Raw genomic sequence first — 20217 nt, 5'->3', positions numbered from 1 at the left:
CGAATTTCCCCTAATCCAAATACCAAGTCATATGATCGATAGCCACTGTTGCATTCTCATCCTGCACATGATGAACCACAAAGGAGAAGCTGAACGTCTCGCCCGCCTCAATGTAAGAAGGGGTTGCATCCACTTTGCCCGTTGTAATCGCTTTTCCTTCCGAGTCATGAACCGTATACTCAATGACTACGGAGTAAATCGGCCGGGTGGCTGCGTTGAGCAGTTCTCCCTTCACGTTAAAATCGCCAAAAAGATCAAGCTGCGCATCGATATGCTTCACCTTAACCGCCGCCGTCTGATTGATCAGATCCTCTTCCGCCGCCTTCTGCATGGCCTGCTCGATCCGCTGCTGCTCCGCGTCTTCGAAGTTTTTCTTCTCCACGACTATCCGGTCGTACAGCTTAGCCAGCTTATCGTTGTCAGGCGCGTAGATGAGTCCCTTTTGCGCTGCCGTAATAGCCGCCGAGAAATTCTTCTTCTTCCGCATCTCATCGGCCTCATCATAGCTGATAGCCGCAATCTTCGCTTCAATCTTCTGCCGCAGCGCAAGCGCCTCGTCGCCGGACAGGCCCTTCACCTGGTTATATTCGCCGGCAAGGTCGTCAATGCCGTTCATGCTCTCATATTCCGCCGATACTTGAAGCACCGTCACCTTCGTCGACATTTCGCCAACCTGATCCCGCACTCTGCCAAAAATCGGCTCCTCGCGGCCGCGAAGCTTCGACTTCACCTGCTCCAGCTGAATGGAAGCTTCGCCCAGGTCCTGGTCGTCCAGACGCTGCTGAATTTCCGTCAACGTGCGGTCAAGCGATAAAGCTTCCTCCACAACCTTCAAATCCGCCTGCACCGGCTTAAAATCCGGACGCGCATCCGCCGCTTTGTTCAGCTGCCGGAATGCCTCCTCGTATTTACCCGCCAACGCCTCTTGTCTGGCCGTACTCTGCCAATCCAGCACGCGGTTATTTAATCTGGTTTCATATAAATAATAGGACAACAGCACCGCCGCAATACCAACGAGTAAAATGACGGGAATCAGTCCAATGAACAAATTGCCCCGGCCAGTCTGCTTTAACGGCGGTTGCGACGTCTCCAATGCCGAGCTTGCTTGGTCCTTTGCTATATCCCATTCTTCCAATGCTGCCGCCTGATCCTCTGTTCCTTGCTGCAAATTTCGCTGTGGCTCCAGCAGCCTGCCGCACCTGCTGCAGTATACGGCATCCGCATCATGCTCCCTGACGCAATGATGGCAATACAATTTCATTCTCCTCCAGCTTGAGTTGTTCATCTCTTTATATCTCTTATCTATTCTATATGAAAAAATAAATGATCTCCATTTTTCCTTTACGGAAAATAAAAAAAGTTTCTCCAGCCCTTTCCATAAAAATAGCCGGAACCTGCATAACCAGGAACCGGCTCATTCTTTTCCGTTATTTTACTCCAATCGGCACCATATACATGCCGTTCGTTCATCGCGCTGCGCAAGAGGTTTCCTCTTCACATCAGCGTGCTTTTCCGTTCATCCCTCAACCGAGACGCTCGCGCAAATATTTGCGGACCTCCTCCGACAGATCCTCCCGCTCCAGGGCGAAATCAATCGTCGCTTTCACGAAGCCCAGCTTATCGCCGACGTCATGGCGTTTGCCCGTAAAGCGGTGTGCCAGAATCGGAGCGATATGATTCAGCTGCTGAAGGCTGTCCGTCAGCTGTATCTCCCCGGCCTTGCCCGGCTTGGCATTCTCCAGCAGCTCGAAGATCGCCGGATCCAGCACGTAGCGCCCAACGACCGCCCAATTGGATGGCGCCTGACCTCGGGCCGGCTTCTCGATCAGGTCTAGAATGCGGTTACGGGAAGGATCGGCGTTATCGAAAGCGGCAATGCCGTATTTATGCGTCTGATCCCAGGGCACCTCCATAAGGGCAATAACCGAGGAGCCCGTATCCTCGTACTGATGGATCATCTGCTGCAGGCAAGGCGGCTCGGAACGCAGGATGTCATCGCCAAGCAGTACCGCAAACGGCTCGTCTCCGATAAAACGACGCGCGCACAGAACCGCGTGTCCAAGCCCAAGCGGTTCCTTCTGGCGGACATAATAGATGTCGGCCAGATGCGAGATATCCCGGACGATGGCGAGCATTTCTTCATTGCCGCGTTCTTCGAGTTCCTTTTCCAATTCGTAAGACTTGTCAAAATGATCCTCGATCGCCCGCTTATGGCGTCCGCTCACGATTATTATGCTGTCGATGCCGGACTGCACCGCTTCTTCCACGATATATTGAATAGCCGGCTTATCGATAATCGGAAGCATTTCCTTCGGCTGTGCCTTGGTCGCGGGAAGGAAGCGCGTACCGAGCCCTCCCGCCGGAATAATCGCTTTGCGTACCTGCTGCCTCTTCTTCTCATGAAACATGGCCGTCACCCTTTCGGTCTCAAATGTCAGGATCGGGACTGAGCGGCAGACGGACGACAAATACCGTCCCCTGCTCCGCATCCTCGATCTCGATTGCCCCGCCGTGAATGTCGATAATCTTCTTCACAATAGATAAGCCAAGCCCGCTTCCGCCTTGGGTACGGTCCCTCGACGGATCGATTTTGTAAAACCGCTCAAATACCCGGTCCCGCTCCTCTTCCGGTATTCCGCACCCCGTATCGGAGATCCGGACGACGGCATAGCCGCTTTTCTCCGACAGCTGGAACGAGATTTTACCTTCCTCGGGCGTAAATTTCATGCTGTTGGTAAGCAGGTTGATCCATACCTGACTGAGCTGATCCTCGTCGGCTTTAATGACGGTCTCTTCCATTAACAGCTCTACCGTCAGCCGCTTCGCAAGCCAGGTCGGCTCGCAGGACAAGACGACGTCGCGAAGCTGCTTATCCAGCCGGTAAGTGACCGGCTTATACGGATGATGCTCGGAATCAAGCGATGCCAGCTTCAGCAGATTTTCGCTGAGCCGGGATAAGCGGCTGCTTTCCTGCTTAATAATACCAACATAACGATTCCGGTCCCCTTCCGTCAAATCCTCGCTGCGCAGCGCCTCCGCAAAGCCGCCGATCGAGGTGAGCGGCGACTGGATTTCGTGCGATACGTTGGATACGAAATCGCGGCGCATCGTCTCCAGCTGCGACAAGCTGTGCGCCATCTTGTTAATGCTGTCCGCAAGCTCGCCCAGCTCGTTCTTGTGGGACATCGGAAGCTGTACGCTAAAATCGCCCTTGGCGATGCGAGTGGTGGCAGCGGTCATCATTTTGAGCGGCTTCACCAGATAACGGGCAGCGAACAGGATAAGAATACAGCCGACGACCAAGAGCGTAATCAGAATGGTGAAGGTATTTCGCTGGAAGCTGCGAACCTGCCGGACATGATCCGGAGTAATAAAGACGGCCCATTCCGTATTGCCGAATTGAGCCAAGCGGCCGTATGCCGGGGGCGAAGGAGGACCGCTCTCATGCTCGTCCGCATACTTCACCCGTTCCGTTTTGCCTCCGAAGATGTTCTCGACCGTCTTGTACGTTAAATGATTTACAATGGCCCGGCTTGTCCGGCCGACTTGAATAACAAGCCCTTTCCGATTGACCGCGACGATCGACATCTCCTGAAGGCTTGAGACCTGCTCGAGGAACATCGGCAAGGACCGCGGAGACGAATCGTTGTAAAGCCGCTCCAGCCGGGTAATCATCATGTCCTCCAGACCGTTCTGCCCTTGCAGATCCCGCCGGAACAGCTGGTTCGCCGTATAATAGGCAATACTAATACTTACTAATACGATGACCAGAAAAGTCACCGCTATTCGCACATACAGGCTGCGGATCATGCCCGCTCCTCCAATCGGTAGCCAAGACCGCGGATCGTAACGATGCGGAAGCCAAAATCCTCCTCCGGAAACCGTTCGCGTAGCCGCTTAATATGTACATCTACCGTGCGCTCGTCCCCTTCGTAGTTCATTCCCCACAGCTGCTCGATCAGATGCTCCCTGGTGAAGGTTTTGCCCGGATAGCTTGTCAGCTTGAAGAGCAGCTCGAATTCCTTCGGCGGCAGCAGGATTTTCTCTCCGTTCGCGACAAGCTGGAAGTCCGAACGGTTCATGGACAGCCCGCCAAGCTCCACAACCTGCGACGACGCAATGCGGTATCGTTTGAGCAGCGCCTTGACCCGAACGATCAGCTCCGGCGGATCGAACGGCTTCACGACATAATCGTCGGCGCCAAGCTCAAAGCCTTTTACCTTATGAGCCGTCTCGCCCTTGGCCGTCAGCATCAAGAGCGGCATGTCGAACGACTCGCGCATAGCCGAGCATAAAGCCCAGCCGTCCATTTTTGGCATCATTACGTCAATAACCGCAAGATCCGGCTTCACCGCCTCCAAACGGGTTAAAGCATCCTCTCCGTTGGCTGCTTCGATCACTTCATAGCCTTCTCTCCGCAAAAACAAGCTGACCAGCTCCCGTATATTCGGATCGTCGTCCACGACGAGTATTTTCGGCATTATAGAGCACCTCCCGTATACTGTCTTTCTACAATAATACAACTAGATGAAATTAAGATGAACTGTATTGACAAAGTTTACAGATTGTAATAATTTTAAACTAGAAAATGCGACATACATCAACAACATATAGATGGAGCGGAGGAATTCTTCATGTACAAAACAGTCATTATCGGTACCGGCCCTGCCGGATTAACGGCGGCGATTTATCTGGCGCGCGCAAATATGGAACCTCTCGTTATCGAAGGCTGGCAGCCAGGCGGTCAGCTTACAACAACAACGGAAATCGAGAACTTCCCTGGCTTCCCTGAAGGGATTCTCGGCAGCGAGCTGATGTCCAACATGCGCAAGCAAGCGCAGCGGTTTGGCGCATCCTTCCGCAACGGCTCGGTAAAAAGCGTCGACTTCAGCAAACGCCCTTACACGCTTGACGTAGAAGGCATCGGCGAAATTCAAGCGGAGTCCGTCATTATCTCGACAGGCGCTTCCGCGAAATACCTCGGCATTCCGGGCGAGCAAGAAAACATCGGCCGCGGCGTCAGCACTTGCGCAACCTGCGACGGCTTCTTCTTCCGCAACAAAAAGCTGATCATCGTGGGCGGCGGCGACTCCGCCATGGAAGAAGCGGTGTTCCTGACTCGCTTTGCATCCGAAGTAACGGTTGTTAACCGCCGCGACGAGCTCCGCGCTTCGAAAATCATGCAGGACCGCGCGCGCGCGAACGAAAAAATCAGCTGGAACCTGAACAAAACCCCGCTTGAGATCGTTCCCGGCGAAATGGGCCTGAAAGGTCTGAAGGTTCGCAACAACGCTACCGGCGAAGAAGAATTCGTGGAAGCGGACGGCGTGTTCATCACGATCGGCCATACGCCTAACACGAAATTCCTCGGCGGCCAAATCGACACCGACGAGCAAGGCTACATCATCGTGAAGCCCGGCACTTCGGAGACCAACATTCCTGGCGTATTCGCCTGCGGCGACGTGCAAGACCGTCAATACCGCCAAGCGATTACGGCGGCAGGCAGCGGCTGCATGGCAGCTCTGGATGCGGAACGCTTCCTGGAAGCGCAAAGCCACGACGCGGTGCATGCTTAAGATTTTATGAAATCGGAATTGCCTGTGGCTCGTTCGGAAAGATCATAGTATAATGAAGGAAGTTCGAACGACAATTTAAAGGCAATGCTACCTATAAAGGTACAACCTCGCTGATTTTTATAATTAGCCGGTTGTGCCTTTTTCTGTTTTGTACCCCATTATCCGATTGGAGTGATCTTACCTTTATGCTGCTGGAAGCGATCTATCACAGACCCAAGCAAAATTGGGCTTACGCTTATGACAAGACGACGTTGCATATTCGAATCCGCACGAAACGAAATGACGCGAAGCGCGTGGAGCTTATTGCCGGAGACAAATACAACTGGGCCGGAACGTTTACCGTTGCCCGGATGAGCGTGCTCTCCTCGGATTCGCTTTTCGATTATTGGGAAGCTTCGATCCAGCCTCCCTTCCGCCGGCTGCGGTATGCGTTCCGCCTGACGGATGGCGATGAGACGGTTATTCTGACGGAAAGCGGCTTTCCCGCCGATCTGCCGGATAATCCGAATACGTTCTTCGACTTCCCTTACATCAATCCGGTTGATGTCTTCTCTCCTCCGGCTTGGGTGAAGGATGCGGTGTTCTATCAGATCTTCCCGGAGCGTTTCGCAAACGGCGATCCTACGCTGAACCCCGAGATAACGGAAGCCTGGGGCGGCAAGCCAACGCCAACGAACTTCTTCGGCGGCGACCTGCAGGGCGTGCTGGACCATCTGGATTATTTGGCCGAGCTAGGCATTAACGCGGTCTACTTCACCCCGCTGTTCGAAGCTACAACAAACCATAAGTACGATACCGAGAATTATATGCAGGTGGACCGTCATTTCGGCACCAACGAGAAGCTGAAAGAACTTGTCGGGGAATGCCATAAGCGCGGAATCCGGGTGCTGCTGGATGCGGTATTCAACCATGCGGGCCGTACGTTCCCGCCGTTTGTGGATCTGCTGAAAAACGGCGAGAAGTCCGTCTACGCGAACTGGTTCCACGTGCGGGAATGGCCGCTTCGGGTGGAGGACGGCATCCCGACTTACGAGACGTTTGCCTTTGAACCGATGATGCCTAAACTCAATACGGAAAATCCGGATGTGAAAGCCTACTTGTTCAATGTGGCGCGCTACTGGATTGAGAAAATCGGAATCGACGGCTGGCGGCTTGACGTGGCCAACGAGGTGGACCACCAGTTCTGGCGGGAGTTCCGCCAAGCGGTGAAGGCCGTAAATCCGGATGCTTATATCCTCGGCGAGATCTGGCATGACGCGATGATGTGGCTGGAGGGCGACCAATTCGACGCGGTCATGAACTACCCGTTTACGAACGCGGTGCTGGACTTCTTCGGGCATCAGACCATCGGAGCGAAAACTTTCGCCGATGCCATTGGCCGGCAGCTTGCCGCTTATCCGCAGCAGGTAACGGAGACGGCGTTTAACCTGCTGGACAGCCATGATACGCCGCGTCTTCTGACGATCTGCGGCGATGAAACGGATGCGATGAAGCTGGCGGCTCTTTTCCAGCTGACCTATCCGGGCACGCCGTGCATTTATTACGGCGATGAAGTAGGCATGAACGGCGAGGGCGATCCCGACTGCCGGAAATGCATGGTGTGGGAGCCGGAGCAGCAGGACCGGGAGCTGCTCGCGTTCTATAAGCAGGCGCTTGCGCTTCGGCGCAAGCACGCCGCGCTGCGCAGCGCGGACATCCGCTTCCTGCAGGCAGCGGATGGCGAGGACGGCGGCGTTATCGTGTACGAACGCCGCGATGGGGCTGAGCGCATCCTCGTCGCGATGAATGCGCGAGGACGCGAGGCTGTTGCCGCCGTGCCAGCCGGCGGCAGCTGGGTGTCGCTGCTCGGGGATGAGCAGCGGCTTGAGCCGGCAGCCGGGAAGCTGCGGCTGCGGCTCCCGGGGTACGGCTACGGCATCTGGAAGCAGCTTGTTTAAAAACGAAGAGACGGACGCGAGCGCAAGCTGATCCGTCTCTATTTTTTATCAAGCCTGTCTCCCCGATAAAAGCGATTGCGAATTAATGTAATTGCCGTCTGAATTAAAAGCAGCAGCAGGATGCCGCTTAGGAACGAGTAAAAATTGATGTATATCGTGTTGGTATATGGGTTCAGCCAGCCGTAATCATTCGTTCGGCCGTCGATCCGATCATGAATCCGCTGGGCATTATCAACCTGAAGCAGCACCGATACCGCAAAAAAGACGAGAAGAATAAGCAGGACCCGGATTCTATTGTATTGAACCAGATACCGTTCCCTGTGTACGATTAAAGCGACACCGGCCAATAACAGCAGATACATCGGCAGCTCAATAAACCAAAGGATAACCGCAGGATTTCCGTCGCCGGAAATTCCTTTATCCGGGAGCATCTCGACCGTAAACCAGTCAACAAGAAAAATAAGAATAACATTAATCAAGAAAATTATAAGCGTCGCAATCCGCAGAGACTTCGTACTCACTCCCGTCACACCACCCGTCAATCGTAAATATCCATATACCTACTCAAGCCATAGACAACTAGTTTACCGCATTTCTCCATTTTTCAGTCACCTGCCCCTCGTTCCCATGCTTGCCCCGCTGTAGCACGGTTTTTCCGCCTTATTCCGCTACTCATGCCCCTCATCCCCACACCTAACGCGCTGTAGTACGGTTTTTCCGTCTTAGGGGGACATTCCGCTTCAATCGGAGAGAAGCGAGGGAGAGCCTGCGATCCCCAAAACAAAAAATCCGGCGCCTCAGGCACCGGATTCGTCTACTTCAATATAACGCTGCTGTACGGCGGCAGCGTAACGACGCCGCCGCTCAGCTCGGCGGCGTTGTCGCTCTTGCGGCTCAGCTTCGCGAATGAGCCGTACTCACTGGCCAGCTCCGCCATTTGCGGCTGGCCGGACAAATTGTGCAGCACGAGCACGCGCTCGTCTGCTGTTGCCCTTACATACGCGGATACCTGCGGTACCGCGTTCTTCAAGCTGTACGCGATGATTCCCCCATCGCGCAAAGCCGGCTCCTCGCTGCGCCAACGGAGCAGCATCCGGTACCAAGCGAGCAGCGAAGCTTCGTCCTTCTGCTCGCTCTCCACCGATACGGCCGAGCCGGCCGCATTGTACTTGCCCCGCTCCCAGCTGGTCTGCCCCTCCCCTCCAGCGGGGTCGGCATACCAGACCATCGGCTCGCGCAAATACTCATCCGGCTTGGCGCCGGCCATGCCTATCTCTTCGCCGTAATAAATAAACGGATTCCCCGGCAGGGTCAGCAGCATGGCCGCAGCCATCTTGGCATGCGACACGTTGCCGCTCAATGCGGTCATCACCCGCGTCTGATCATGGTTGCTCAGAAACGGCGCATCTACATACGATCCGCCCGAGGACTTCTCATATAACCCGTACGCCTTGCCAAGCGTAAAGGCCAGATCCGAGTCCCGCTCCCGGTCAGCCGCGCTGATCAGCTTGCCGGCGAGATCGAAATCAAAAGCCGAATCCAGCGCTTTATCCAGATAAGGAGCGATAACAACCGGCGAATCCCATACCTCGCCTACCAGGTACGCATCCGGCTTCACGCCGGACAAGCCGCTGCGGAACTCCTGCCACCATTTCTGATTCGCGCCTTGAATCTCCGCGCTATTAATGGTTGAAGCATAATCTCCGTAAATATGCTTGGCCGCATCGAGCCGGAAGCCGTCGAGCCCCTGCTCCAGCCAATATCGGCCGATGGACGCAAGCTCTTGGCGTACGTCCGCATTGTCAAAATTCAAATCCGGCATGCCTTCCCAAAACACGCCCAAATACTTGCTTTTCCCGTCAGCCGTCATATGCCACGGATTGCTGCCGACAGCCCCGTCCGCCTTCACTTCCTCATCAGCCCCGGCAAAATGGTACCAGCTCCGATAAGGACTGTCCGGATCCGCAAGCGCCTCCTTAAACCATGGATGCTCCGTGCTGGTGTGATTCACGACCAGATCCAAAATGACCTTGATGCCGCGCTTATGCGCCTCATCCGTCAGCTTCTTAAGATCTTCAAGCGTGCCATAATCCGGATTGACCGCCCGATAATCCGTGACATCATATCCGTGATAGCTTGGCGACGGATTAATCGGCATCAGCCAAATCCCGCCGATGCCCAGCTGCTGCAGATAGTCCAGCTTGGCGGTCACGCCGTTCAGATCGCCAACCCCATCGCCGTTCGAATCGTAGAAGGACCGGACAAAAATCTCATAATAAACGGTACCCGGCTGTTCATCCACCGGCTCCGCACCGGCTTTCTTCACAACAGCGGCAGCCGTCGGCGCTGCCGAGGCAACAGCCTCGTTTTCTATCTTCCCGTCCGAACCGGCATCATTCTCCCAGCAGCCCGCAAGCGAAGCTGCCAAAGCGGCAGCAATCGCAGCACGGGCGCACCAACCTCCATAAGCCATAATCGCCCTTTATCCTTTCGAAGCGCCTGCCGTAAGCCCTTGAACAAGGAACTTCTGCAGGAAGACGAAGAGCAGCGTGATCGGAACCGCAATAAGCACGGCCCCGGCGGCAAACATCGTAAAGTTCGAGTTCTGATACGAGCTGACCAGATCCCACATGCCGACGGCAAGCGTCCAATTCTCTTTCGAGCGAAGCACCAGCCGGGCGAAAATAAAGTCGACCCAAGCTCCCGCGAACGTCGTCAGCGCGACATAAATCAGAATCGGACGCGCAAGCGGCAGCATGATCCGGTAGAAAATCTGCAGATGGTTCGCGCCGTCAATCCGCGCGGACTCGTCAAGGCTGCGCGGAATCGTATCGAAAAACCCTTTGATCACAAACCCGTTCATCAATACCGAGCCCGCGGAATACACGATGATAATCGCCGTATGGGTATCGAGCAGATTAAGCTGAAGCAGGAAAATGTAGACCGGCACCAAGCTCATAAAGCCAGGGAACATGCCAAGGACAAGCAGGGTCGTCAGCAGGGTTTTCCGCCCCTTGAACCGGAAGCGCGACAACGCGTACATGCTCATCGTCGATAGAATCGTCGAGAAGACCATGGACAGGAAAGCAATTTTGAGCGTATTCAGATACCATCTGCCATACAGGAATACCTTCGAATGGAACAGCTCCGTATAATGCGACAGCGTAAACGTCTTCGGAATAAACGAATCGCTGTACAGCGAGGTGCCCGGCCGGAAAGAGGACAGCAGCACCCAAAGAGCTGGATAAAGACAACAAACCGCAAGGACGGTCAGCACCACGTAGCTGAGCGTCAGCCGAATATAACGGCTTCTCGATTGACCAGCCTTCATTGGATCATATCCTCCTCTTTGAACGACTTCGTGCGACGGTAGTTAATGATCGAGAACGTTGCGATAATGATGAAAATAATAATGCCAATCGCCGAAGCCATATTGAATTGGCTGTTGTTCAGCGTCAGTTTATACAGCCACGTTACAAGCAGGTCAGTGCTGCCCGCATATTGATAATTGCCGTTCAGCGGTTCGCCGTTCGTCAGCAGGAAAATCAGGTTGAAGTTGTTGATGTTGCCCGCAAACTGCGTGATCAGAATCGGCGCCGTCGCGAACAGGACAAACGGCAGCGTTACGATGCGGAACTTCTGATAGCCGGAAGCTCCGTCCACATCCGCCGCTTCGTAGAGATCCTTCGGAATGGCGGTCAGCACGCCTAGAATGAGTACCATCGACACCGGAATGCCCACCCACATATTAACGAGAATAGCGGTCGCCTTCGCCCAAGTCGGATCCGTCAGCCAAGGCAGCTTGCCAAAGCCGAAATACGACAGGTACTGGTTGATCGGTCCGAACTGTCCGTTAAACAGGTTGCGCATCACAAGCAGCGAGATCAGCTGCGGAATCGCGTAAGGCAGGATGAATAGCGTCCGCCACAGCTTTTTAAACTTCACATCCTTCTGTTCGATAAGCAGAGCGACAAGCAGGCCGCCGAAATAGCAGGTTGCGGTCGCAAGCACGGCCCAAATAATCGTCCACGTAAAGACGCCAAAAAACGTTCTGCTCCAGGATTTCAGCGTTAGAAGGTCCTTAAAAGTATTGAAGCCAACCCAATCGACCAGCTTCGCCGGCGGAATATGTTGAGGCAATGAGTAGTTCGTGAAGGAAAGCAAAATCATGAAAACAATCGGCATAATCGTCAGGAACAATACGCCGAGGCCCGGAATGGTGAGCAGCAAATGAGGGAATTTGCGGTCCCACACATAGCCGATGGACTCCCGGAAGGTCGCGGCCCGAATGCCTTGCTCTCTTTTCGCCCCCGTACGGTACGCATCGCGGATATTCATAATGTAAATGGTGATAAAAAGCGCCAATACCAAAACCGTAATTAGTCCGTTAATCATCAAGAAGACCGAATGATCCCCTTTGACCGTCTGATAAACCTTGCCTACCTTCACCATCTTGGATGGCGTATCGCCAAGCGTCCAAATCCCCCACAGATCATGCACAAGGCGAGGGATAAAATAAACAAGCGCCGCTGCCTCCGTCAGGAGCAGCAATATTCCCTTCATGTATTGCCGGTTGTACAGTTGGCCAAGCCCCATAGATACGGCGGACAAAATAGCACTGCGACGACCATTCATACCCGTGTACTCCTTCCATAGCTTACGCCCGCCGAAACATGCTTTCGGCGGGCGAGCCATCTGTCTCTTATTTCGCTATTTCGTTATTTTGTCGTACCTTTAGCCGCATCTTGGATTTGCTTCACCGCATTGTCGAGAGACGCCTTCGGATCTTTGTTCTCGTTCCAGATATCAGCCAGAGCCGCGCCGATCGGATCCCATACCTTGCCCATTTCCGGAATGGAAGGCATCGCCTGCGAGTTTACGAATTGAGCAGCAAAGCCACTCGAGATCTCATCGGCTTTGAACGTTGGATCTTCCATTGCTTCTTTGTTCGCCGGAATCGCGCCGGTCAGCGAGTAATCTTTCAGCTGGCCTGCTTTGGAAGAAATAAAGTTAGCAAACAGACGGGAAGCATTCGGATATTTCGTAAACGAGTTCACGTACCAAGCTTTAACGCCGGAGAACGAAACAGCCGGTTTACCGTTAACGGTCGGGATTGGCGCTACGCCAAAGTTAATGCCCAGGTTCTTGAAGTCGCCGACTTTCCAAGGACCCGTAATCGTCATCGCCAGCGATTTGTCCGCGAATTTGCCTTGGATAATGTCCGCGGAAGCGTCGCCGGACTTGATCGGCAGAATTTGCTTCAAGGACTGGAAGTACTTCAGGCCTTCAACCGCTCCGTCGTTGTTCAGGCCGATATCGGCAGCGTTTGTGCCGTTCTCGCCAAACACATAACCGCCGGTTGATGCGAAGAAGATGTAGTTGAAGTAGAAGTTGCCCATTTCCCACATGAGAGCGTATTTATTTTTTGCAGGGTCATTGAATGTTTTGGAGAAGGTAACGATGTCGTCAAACGATGCCGGAGGCGTCTGTACCAGGTCTTTGTTGTAGAACAAAGCGTACGTTTCGACCGAACGCGGGTAACCGTACAGGATACCGCCCGAAGTTACCGCATTAACCGCAGCTTCGGCGTTTGCTGTTTTGGTCTCTTCTTCGAAGAAATCGTTAGGAAGGATAAGTCCGGCCGCTACCGCTTGGCCAAGGTTGTCATGCGGGAACGTTACGATGTCGGCACCGATGCCTGCAGGACCGTCGGTTGTCAGCTTTTTCACTTGGTCCGGCGACTCTACCTCTTCGATTTTGACCGGAATATTGTATTGCGCCGTAAATTCCTTCGCCATTTCTTCCACGAAGCCGCGTTCGTTCTTCGAATCCCATACGGTAAGCGTTGCGCCTTCTTCCGGCACGATTGCTTCGTCTGCCGGCTCCTCGCTTGCGCCTCCATTGCCTGCGTTAGCCGAAGCTTCTTCCGTTGCCGCAGGAGCGTTTGTTGCCGCGGAATTGCCGTTGTTATTGCTGCCGCCGCCTCCGCAAGCCGACACGATGAACAATGCCGTAATCATCGTCGTTACAAACCATTTTTTCATCCTTAATGATCCCCTTCCGTATTGTATGACTTGGGATAGCCGCGCCCGATCTTACCCGCTTTCCATGCCTGCAGCAGGAATGCTGCTATTCGTCGATTTGTGCAAACGTTTGTGCAAATGGCAATAGAAAAGAAAGGGCATCTGTCGTTTTCGTCTGTTTTTGGCCCTTTTAACGCCAAAACTCATCATGAAAGCGTTATATCCACGGATTCATCATACAACAGCCTATTGCGTTTGTTAAAACGTTTGCACAGATGATCTGTGCAAGTAATTTTATGGTTATCTCCCGTTTTCTTCGGTTTTCTTGCTTTTACCCAATATCTCACTTATTGCATGGCCAAGTCCTGACTTGCCCGTTTACTTTAAAGAACCATTCAAGTAACATGGATGCATAGAGTTCAAACGATTGCATAAGAGTAAGGGGATCACGATAACGATGGTAACCATAAAAGATATTGCGAAAGCCGCAGGAGTTTCCCCTTCGACCGTGTCGCGGGTGGTATCCAATCATCCTCGAATCAGCAAGGAAACGTCCGCGAAAGTTAAAAAGATCATGGAGGAAATGGGCTATCACCCGAACGTCATGGCAAAAAGCCTGGTCTCGAAGACAACCAAGACGTTAGCCATCATGCTCCCCCGCCCGGCGGAAGAGCTGTTCCAGGACTTCTTTTTCGGAGAACTGTTAAGAGGAATATTGACCCACTCCACCAGAGCGGGCTATGATATGCTGCTTACGACGGCAACAAGCGCGCATGACGAGACCGAGACGATCTCCCGGCTTGTGTTCGGCAGACGCGTAGACGGGGTCATCCTGCTGTCCGCAAGGGTGAACGATCCGCTTATCCGGTATTTGAACGAGCAGGAGTTCCCGAGCATTCTGATCGGCCGCGCCGGCGAAGATTACAGCCGGGTGATGACGGTCAACAACGATAACGTACAAGCTGCATATGACGCTACCCAGCATCTGATCAAGCAAGGCCATGCCCGAATCGGCTTTGTGAGCGGACCAACCAATCTGACCGTCTCGAACGACCGGATGGAAGGCTATAAAAAAGCGATGCGCGAAGCAGGACTGCCCATGCAGTCGGAGTGGATTGTGGAAGGCGAATTCCTGCAGGAAAGCGGCTTCCGCGCGATGTCGTTTATCATGGGGCTGCCGGAACGCCCGACAGGGCTTGTGGTCATTGACGATGTGGTGGCGTTTGGCGTGCTTCGCGGCTTAACGGAAATCGGCTATAAAGTGCCCGATGACATCAGCCTTGTCAGCTTTAACAATATTGCATTGTCGGAGCTTGCCACGCCGCCGATCAGCTCGGTAGATATCGGCACGTACCAGCTTGGCTATACAGCCTCGCAGCTGCTGATCCGCCAGATCCAGGGCGAGCCGATCCATCAGGCGAATGTCATTATCCCGCACCGGCTGATCGTTCGCGAATCGTCCGTCCGCCTTGCCGCCAGCCGCGGTTTTTAAGTATGCAAAACCTTTCCTTGACGCACACTACTGCCTAGGAAAGGAATGTGAAACCCTATGACACAAACAAATGACGTTCTCAATAAACAAATCGCCAACTGGAGCGTCCTGTACATCAAATTGCACAACTTTCATTGGTATGTCAAAGGCACTCAGTTTTTCACCCTGCATGTCAAATTCCAGGAGTTCTACGAGGAGGCGGCTCTTCACGTCGATGAGCTTGCCGAACGGCTGCTGGCGTTAAAAGGCGCACCGGTTGCGACGATGGCGGAATACCTGCGAATCGCCAGCATCAAGGAAGCCTCCGGCAGCGAATCGGCCCACCAGATGGTCGAAGCGCTGATTAACGACTTCTCTATTATCATCAGCGAGTTGAAGGAAGGCATGGATATCGCGCAAGACGCAGGCGACGAAACCACCGCCGATATGCTGCTTGCCATCCACACCACCCTCGAGAAGCATGTCTGGATGCTGACCGCGTTTAACGCGTGATTTCCCGCCCTAAGACCAAACACCCCCGCTTCAGGCTACCGGCCTCGGCGGGGGTATTTGTTAGGATGCCGGAAAGTTTCAAGCAACCGTTTGTCCAGCTGCCTCCTCTTCTGACTCCTCATGTTTCGTGAGCACTTCCTTCTTCAAGAACCAGGTGATGACAAAGGAGACCGCCGCGAATCCAAGCGCGATAGCGAAGATATGGTCGAAGGAATGGGCAAATACCGTTTGGATCTTCAGCACGAGATCAGATGGCAATCCGGCCGGAATCCCGCCCGTCTTGATCGAATCGACCGTCCCCGGATCCATTCCGCTCGACAAGCTGTTTACGCCGTCTTTAATACTCTTGGCGAGAACACTGCCGAATACGCTGAGACCAACCGTAGCGCCAAGCGACTGGAACAGCTGTACCGTGCCTAGCGCTACGCCGCTATGCCTTTTCTCTACGGACTCCTGCACGATCAGGTTATCTCCGCCAAACAACGCTCCGATGCCTAGTCCCATGACAAAGAAGGCAATGATAACAAACAGCGGAGCTGTGCTTACGGCCAGCTGCGTGAGCATGAATATTCCCACAAGCGGCAGGAGGAAGCAGGTAATAAACAGGTTGCGATAAGCGACACGGGTAATTAAAAATCCGTTTACGATACTGGACGGGATGGCTCCCGCCATAAAGGCGAACATCAGATAACCCGCTTCGGTTGGCGTAAGTCCCATCACATTTTGCGCAAAGAACGGGAAGGTTGCGATTCCGCCCATTAGCCCAAGCATTAACGTAAAGACAAGAAGGGATAAGACAACGACATTCCGGTTGCGGAACAGATGAAGCGGAATGATCGGCTCCTTCGCTCTCGACTCAATCCGAATAAACAGGGCGATCAGAGCGGCAGATAAAACCAGCAGGCCGATGATGATCGGAGACGACCAGCTTAATCCCTGATTATCGATCAATACGGGCGCAATCAGGAAGGACAGCAGCGCGGCGACAAGCGTTCCCGCCCCTGCCCAGTCGATGGCATGCTTTTCTTCCCCTTTGGACTCATGCAGTCCTTTGAACAAGAAGGCAACCGCGATAACCGCTACGGGAATATTGATCAGGAACAGCCAATGCCAATTGAGATTTCCGACAAAATAACCGCCGATGGTTGGTCCGATTAGCTGCGGCAGAATCATCAATGGACCAATGAGGCTTTGCACCTTCGCGCGCTGCTCCAGCGGGAAGGATTCACCGATAATAACAAGCGCGATAGGCATTAATCCGCCGGCGCCGATGCCTTGAATGCCTCTGCCGATAAGCAGCTGGGCCATGGAGTCGGCGGAGCCGCATACGATGGAACCGAGACAGAACAAGGCCATACAGCTCATGTATATTTTTTTCCGGCCAAATACATCGGCAAGTCTGCCCAATATCGGCATAGCAATCGTCATTGCCAGCATATACACGCCGGCTACCCAGCCGTACAGCGATAACCCGTGCAGCTCGCGGATAATCGTTGGCATCGCCGTTGAAACGACGGTCTCATCCATCTCGGCAAATATAAGGCCAAGCAGCAAGCCGATCAGGATGAGCGTTTTATTGTTTTTATTCACAGTCACCGTTAAGCACCTCTCTACTTCGTTGATCTGGAATCATCATACCCGCCGAATTTAAACGGAATTTAAACCGAAGCAGAATAAAAAAAAAGACTGTCGATCATCTTGATCTCGACAGTCTAGTTCGGTTTATGGGACGCTAAACCAGCTTCACCGTACAGCTGGCTGCTTTTTCGCCGTTCCACAGCGCTTCAAGCACGTCGCCGTCATGCAAAGCGGCTACGCCGGCAGGCGTGCCGGTGAAGATAATGTCGCCTTCGCCAAGGCCGTAACGCGAATCGATATGGCGCACCAGCTCGGAGATGCTAAACAGCATATCCTTCGAATTGCCAAGCTGCGCTTGCTCCCCGTTGCGCATCAGGGCAAAATCGAATGCTTTCAGCCCTTCCTCGCCCGGATAAGCCATCCATTCGCCAAGCGGCGCGGAAGCTTTGAAGCCTTTGGCATCCAGCCAAGGCTGGCCTTTGGCCTTGAGCTTGCTTTGCACATCGCGGAGCGTCAGGTCGAGTCCAAGCGCCAATCCGTCAATAATCTCGTCCGGCGACATGCCCGGCTCAAGCGGACGCGCAATGCGAAGCACAAGCTCCAGCTCGAAATGCACTTCCCCGCGCCCACCCGGAATTTCGACGACGTTGCCGTTCATCGGCGCTACCGCATGAGAAGGCTTCGTAAAGACAAGCGGCTCCTCCGGCACTTCGTTGCCAAGCTCAAGCGCATGCAGCCGGTAGTTCCGGCCGATGCAGTAGATGTTGCGAATTTCGTTTGCCATGAATGGGGATCCTCCTAGAAAAGAATTGCGAAGCCATTCTTGCTTCGTATGCATAAACTTATTTCTTCTGCGCCTCGATCTTCTCGGCCAGCTCGTTAAGCTCCGCCCAACGGTCCATCAGCTCTTCCAGCTTGGACTCCAGCTGCTGCTGCTCTTCCACTAATTGCTGCAATAGCGCTGAGTCGCTGCCCGCGTTGTTCATTTTTTCCGTCACGGCCGCCAGCTGCTCCTCCGCCTTGGCGATCCAGCCGTCAATCTGCTCGAAATCCTTCTGGTCCTTGTACGACATGCGCAAACGTTCGCCGGATGGCTTGCTTCCGCTGTCCGCGGCTGCCGCAGAAGGTTCTGCTGCAGGCTTAGCTGCCGCCTGTGCCGGCTTTACGCTGCCCGCCATTTCCGTAGAGACGCCGAACTTCTCCACATACTCCTGGTATTCGGTGTAGTTGCCGACATGCTGCGTAATCACGCCATTGCCTTCAAAGGCAAAGATTTTATCTACGGTCCGGTCAAGGAAGTAACGGTCATGGGATACCACAAACACAACGCCCGGGAAATCGTCGAGGTAATCCTCGAGCACCGACAGCGTCGCGATATCGAGATCATTGGTAGGCTCGTCGAGCAGCAGCACGTTAGGCGCGTTCATCAGGACGCGCAGCAGCTGCAGACGGCGCTTCTCGCCGCCGGACAGCTTGCCGATAATCGACCATTGCATCGCAGGCGGGAAAAGAAACCGCTCCAGCATCTGGCCGGCGGAGATCGTAGTGCCGTCTGCCGTTTTCACCTGTTCCGCTCCTTCGCGGATATATTCGATGACGCGAAGCGATTCGTCCATCTCTTCATGCTCCTGCGAGAACCATCCCAGCTTAACCGTCATGCCAAGCTCGATCTTGCCTTCATCCGGCTGCAGCTTGTCCGCGATGAGCTTCAGCAACGTAGATTTGCCTTCGCCGTTTCGGCCAACAATGCCGACTCGGTCTTCCGGCACGGCGATATAGCTGAAATCGCGAATAAGCGTGCGGTCGCCAAACCGTTTGCTGACCGACTCCATCTCCACGATTTTTTTGCCGAGGCGCGTGGATGCTACCGATACGTCCATTTTGCCGCCTGCTTGCTTCGGCGCTTGCGCCTTAAGCGCTTCGAACCGGTCGATCCGAGCCTTCTGCTTGGTCGATCTGGCTTTCGCTCCGCGCCGGATCCAAGCGAGCTCGCTTCTCAGCAGATTCTGCCGCTTGTCCTCCGAAGCCGCTTCCCGCTCCTCGCGTTCTACCTTCAGCTCAAGGAAACGGCTGTAGTTCGCTTCATAGAAGAATGCCCGCCCTTTATCCAGCTCGATCACGCGGTTGCTTACCCGATCCAGGAAATAGCGGTCATGGGTAATCATGAGCAGCGCGCCTCTGCGCTTTTGCAGCATGCTTTCCAGCCAAGCAACGGATTCGTTATCGATATGGTTGGTAGGCTCGTCCAGAATAAGGATATCCGAAGGCTGCAGCAGCGCCGCCGCCATCGCCACGCGCTTTCTCTGACCGCCGGAGAACGTCTCTACCTTATCGTTGAAGTTCTGGATCCCCAGCCGGCCAAGCGCCGTCTTCGCTTCGCTTTCCAGCGTCCAGGCGTCCAGCTCGTCCATCTTCTGGTTAGCCTTGATCAGGCGCTCCTGCAGCGACTCGTCGCTTGGCTTCAGCTCAAGCGCTTCAAGCGAAGCCGCATATTCGCGCACGGCGCGCAGCTGCGGCGAATCGCCGCCAAGCACATGCTCGAGCGCCGTCTCGCCCGGCGCAAACGTCGGGTCCTGCGCCAGCATCCGCACAACGACGCGGTTGCCGATCGAGATACTGCCGGAATCGGCAGGTTCTATTCCGGCGATAACCTTCAGGAACGTCGACTTGCCCGTTCCGTTGACGCCGATAATGCCGATTTTGTCGCCCTCTTCGACGCCAAAGGTCACGTCCTCGAAGAGCATTTTCTCGCCATAGCTTTTCGTTATATGTTCAACCGATAATAAATGCATAATAAGTTACCCTACTTTACACCCAAAATGTGCAGCCGCCGCTTGCGGCATCTGCCATCCGTATCATACCATATTCCGCCGTCCGCTGGCACCCGGACCCATCCAGCAGGAAACCTCAGCAGCCCTGCCTCACGCCTCACGCAAACAGCTTATAGATGTCGCGTATCGTTAAGCCCAGTCAAAACCGCCCATTTTGCTCATTTCCCCGACTTTTCTCTTCCCTTAACGATGTCGCACATCGCTAAGTCCGCTGACCTTCCACTAAATAGTCACTTTAACGATGTCCCACATCGTTAAGCTTAGCCCGTTGACTGCAACCAAAGCCGG

General features: G+C 54.0%; 17 protein-coding genes. 4 read left to right on the top strand and 13 right to left on the bottom strand.

Annotated elements, in window-relative coordinates; translation table 11 throughout:
- Positions 1-10 precede the first annotated feature (10 nt).
- The 5 genes from EV294_RS20165 to EV294_RS20150 are packed head-to-tail and all read right to left on the bottom strand — an operon-like array spanning position 11 to position 4481.
- Complete coding sequence (locus EV294_RS20165) at positions 11-1285, bottom strand: FxLYD domain-containing protein (protein WP_132310034.1); 1275 nt, start codon at positions 1283-1285, stop codon at positions 11-13.
- 56 nt (positions 1286-1341) lie between these two features.
- Positions 1342-1482: a hypothetical protein gene (locus tag EV294_RS30375; protein WP_165930755.1), complete on the bottom strand. Its 141-nt coding sequence runs from the start codon at positions 1480-1482 to the stop codon at positions 1342-1344.
- Between the two features lie 41 nt (positions 1483-1523).
- Complete coding sequence (galU, locus tag EV294_RS20160) at positions 1524-2408, bottom strand: UTP--glucose-1-phosphate uridylyltransferase GalU (RefSeq protein ID WP_132310032.1); 885 nt, start codon at positions 2406-2408, stop codon at positions 1524-1526.
- A gap of 19 nt (positions 2409-2427) precedes the next feature.
- Positions 2428-3810, bottom strand: coding sequence for a sensor histidine kinase (locus EV294_RS20155; protein ID WP_132310030.1), 1383 nt, complete (start codon positions 3808-3810; stop codon positions 2428-2430).
- Positions 3807-4481 carry a response regulator transcription factor gene (locus EV294_RS20150; RefSeq protein WP_132310028.1) on the bottom strand — a complete coding sequence of 225 codons (675 nt, stop codon included), beginning with the start codon at positions 4479-4481 and terminating at the stop codon, positions 3807-3809. The genes EV294_RS20155 and EV294_RS20150 overlap by 4 nt, the downstream gene beginning before the upstream one ends.
- Before the next feature lie 153 nt (positions 4482-4634).
- Between EV294_RS20150 and trxB the strand changes: the two genes are divergently transcribed.
- Both trxB and EV294_RS20140 read left to right on the top strand, forming a co-directional pair.
- Positions 4635-5576 (top strand): thioredoxin-disulfide reductase, encoded by a 942-nt coding sequence (trxB, locus tag EV294_RS20145; RefSeq protein WP_116394066.1) that lies wholly within the window; start codon positions 4635-4637, stop codon positions 5574-5576.
- A gap of 185 nt (positions 5577-5761) precedes the next feature.
- Positions 5762-7513 (top strand): alpha-glycosidase, encoded by a 1752-nt coding sequence (locus EV294_RS20140; RefSeq protein ID WP_132310026.1) that lies wholly within the window; start codon positions 5762-5764, stop codon positions 7511-7513.
- A gap of 38 nt (positions 7514-7551) precedes the next feature.
- Here EV294_RS20140 and EV294_RS20135 read toward each other — a convergent pair whose 3' ends face one another.
- From EV294_RS20135 to EV294_RS20115, 5 genes are all read right to left on the bottom strand, one after another.
- Positions 7552-8034 (bottom strand): hypothetical protein, encoded by a 483-nt coding sequence (locus EV294_RS20135; RefSeq protein WP_132310024.1) that lies wholly within the window; start codon positions 8032-8034, stop codon positions 7552-7554.
- A 293-nt stretch (positions 8035-8327) separates the two neighbouring features.
- Positions 8328-9986 carry an alpha-amylase family glycosyl hydrolase gene (locus tag EV294_RS20130; RefSeq protein ID WP_132310022.1) on the bottom strand — a complete coding sequence of 553 codons (1659 nt, stop codon included), beginning with the start codon at positions 9984-9986 and terminating at the stop codon, positions 8328-8330.
- Positions 9987-9995: 9 nt separating this feature from the next.
- Positions 9996-10844: a sugar ABC transporter permease gene (locus EV294_RS20125; RefSeq protein ID WP_132310021.1), complete on the bottom strand. Its 849-nt coding sequence runs from the start codon at positions 10842-10844 to the stop codon at positions 9996-9998.
- Positions 10841-12148, bottom strand: a complete 1308-nt coding sequence (locus EV294_RS20120; RefSeq protein ID WP_132310020.1) for a carbohydrate ABC transporter permease — start codon at positions 12146-12148, stop codon at positions 10841-10843. Before EV294_RS20120 ends, EV294_RS20125 begins: the two co-directional genes overlap by 4 nt.
- Positions 12149-12231: 83 nt before the next feature.
- Positions 12232-13557 (bottom strand): sugar ABC transporter substrate-binding protein, encoded by a 1326-nt coding sequence (locus EV294_RS20115; RefSeq protein WP_132310018.1) that lies wholly within the window; start codon positions 13555-13557, stop codon positions 12232-12234.
- A 436-nt stretch (positions 13558-13993) separates the two neighbouring features.
- On the opposite strand from EV294_RS20115, the gene EV294_RS20110 reads away from it, so the two are divergent.
- Positions 13994-15028: a LacI family DNA-binding transcriptional regulator gene (locus tag EV294_RS20110; RefSeq protein ID WP_132310016.1), complete on the top strand. Its 1035-nt coding sequence runs from the start codon at positions 13994-13996 to the stop codon at positions 15026-15028.
- Between the two features lie 57 nt (positions 15029-15085).
- Positions 15086-15520 (top strand): Dps family protein, encoded by a 435-nt coding sequence (locus EV294_RS20105; RefSeq protein WP_132310015.1) that lies wholly within the window; start codon positions 15086-15088, stop codon positions 15518-15520.
- Between the two features lie 78 nt (positions 15521-15598).
- Here EV294_RS20105 and EV294_RS20100 read toward each other — a convergent pair whose 3' ends face one another.
- The 3 genes from EV294_RS20100 to EV294_RS20090 form a co-directional block, all read right to left on the bottom strand.
- Positions 15599-17116, bottom strand: coding sequence for an MDR family MFS transporter (locus EV294_RS20100; RefSeq protein WP_132310013.1), 1518 nt, complete (start codon positions 17114-17116; stop codon positions 15599-15601).
- A 136-nt stretch (positions 17117-17252) separates the two neighbouring features.
- A complete protein-coding gene (locus EV294_RS20095; protein ID WP_132310011.1) occupies positions 17253-17882 on the bottom strand; it encodes a fumarylacetoacetate hydrolase family protein in 630 nt (209 codons plus the stop codon).
- Positions 17883-17940: 58 nt separating this feature from the next.
- On the bottom strand, positions 17941-19890 hold the full coding sequence (locus EV294_RS20090; RefSeq protein ID WP_132310010.1) for an ABC-F family ATP-binding cassette domain-containing protein: 1950 nt from the start codon (positions 19888-19890) through the stop codon (positions 17941-17943).
- Positions 19891-20217 lie beyond the last annotated feature (327 nt).

Origin of the sequence: Paenibacillus sp. BK033 (genome assembly GCF_004345425.1) — a bacterium.
GTDB lineage: Bacteria > Bacillota > Bacilli > Paenibacillales > Paenibacillaceae > Pristimantibacillus.
The sequence above is the reverse complement of the archived record's forward strand: the minus strand, read 5'-3'. Positions and strand labels throughout refer to the sequence as shown.

What these genes read in the sequence shown, in the direction of transcription:
- EV294_RS20165 (WP_132310034.1), bottom strand. Translation starts at nt 1,285, where the DNA reads ATGAACAACTCAAGCTGGAGGAGAATGAAATTGTATTGCCATCATTGC.
- galU (WP_132310032.1), bottom strand. Translation starts at nt 2,408, where the DNA reads ATGTTTCATGAGAAGAAGAGGCAGCAGGTACGCAAAGCGATTATTCCG.
- EV294_RS20155 (WP_132310030.1), bottom strand. Translation starts at nt 3,810, where the DNA reads ATGATCCGCAGCCTGTATGTGCGAATAGCGGTGACTTTTCTGGTCATC.
- EV294_RS20150 (WP_132310028.1), bottom strand. Translation starts at nt 4,481, where the DNA reads ATGCCGAAAATACTCGTCGTGGACGACGATCCGAATATACGGGAGCTG.
- trxB (WP_116394066.1), top strand. Translation starts at nt 4,635, where the DNA reads ATGTACAAAACAGTCATTATCGGTACCGGCCCTGCCGGATTAACGGCG.
- EV294_RS20140 (WP_132310026.1), top strand. Translation starts at nt 5,762, where the DNA reads ATGCTGCTGGAAGCGATCTATCACAGACCCAAGCAAAATTGGGCTTAC.
- EV294_RS20130 (WP_132310022.1), bottom strand. Translation starts at nt 9,986, where the DNA reads ATGGCTTATGGAGGTTGGTGCGCCCGTGCTGCGATTGCTGCCGCTTTG.
- EV294_RS20125 (WP_132310021.1), bottom strand. Translation starts at nt 10,844, where the DNA reads ATGAAGGCTGGTCAATCGAGAAGCCGTTATATTCGGCTGACGCTCAGC.
- EV294_RS20120 (WP_132310020.1), bottom strand. Translation starts at nt 12,148, where the DNA reads ATGAATGGTCGTCGCAGTGCTATTTTGTCCGCCGTATCTATGGGGCTT.
- EV294_RS20115 (WP_132310018.1), bottom strand. Translation starts at nt 13,557, where the DNA reads ATGAAAAAATGGTTTGTAACGACGATGATTACGGCATTGTTCATCGTG.
- EV294_RS20110 (WP_132310016.1), top strand. Translation starts at nt 13,994, where the DNA reads ATGGTAACCATAAAAGATATTGCGAAAGCCGCAGGAGTTTCCCCTTCG.
- EV294_RS20105 (WP_132310015.1), top strand. Translation starts at nt 15,086, where the DNA reads ATGACACAAACAAATGACGTTCTCAATAAACAAATCGCCAACTGGAGC.
- EV294_RS20095 (WP_132310011.1), bottom strand. Translation starts at nt 17,882, where the DNA reads ATGGCAAACGAAATTCGCAACATCTACTGCATCGGCCGGAACTACCGG.
- EV294_RS20090 (WP_132310010.1), bottom strand. Translation starts at nt 19,890, where the DNA reads ATGCATTTATTATCGGTTGAACATATAACGAAAAGCTATGGCGAGAAA.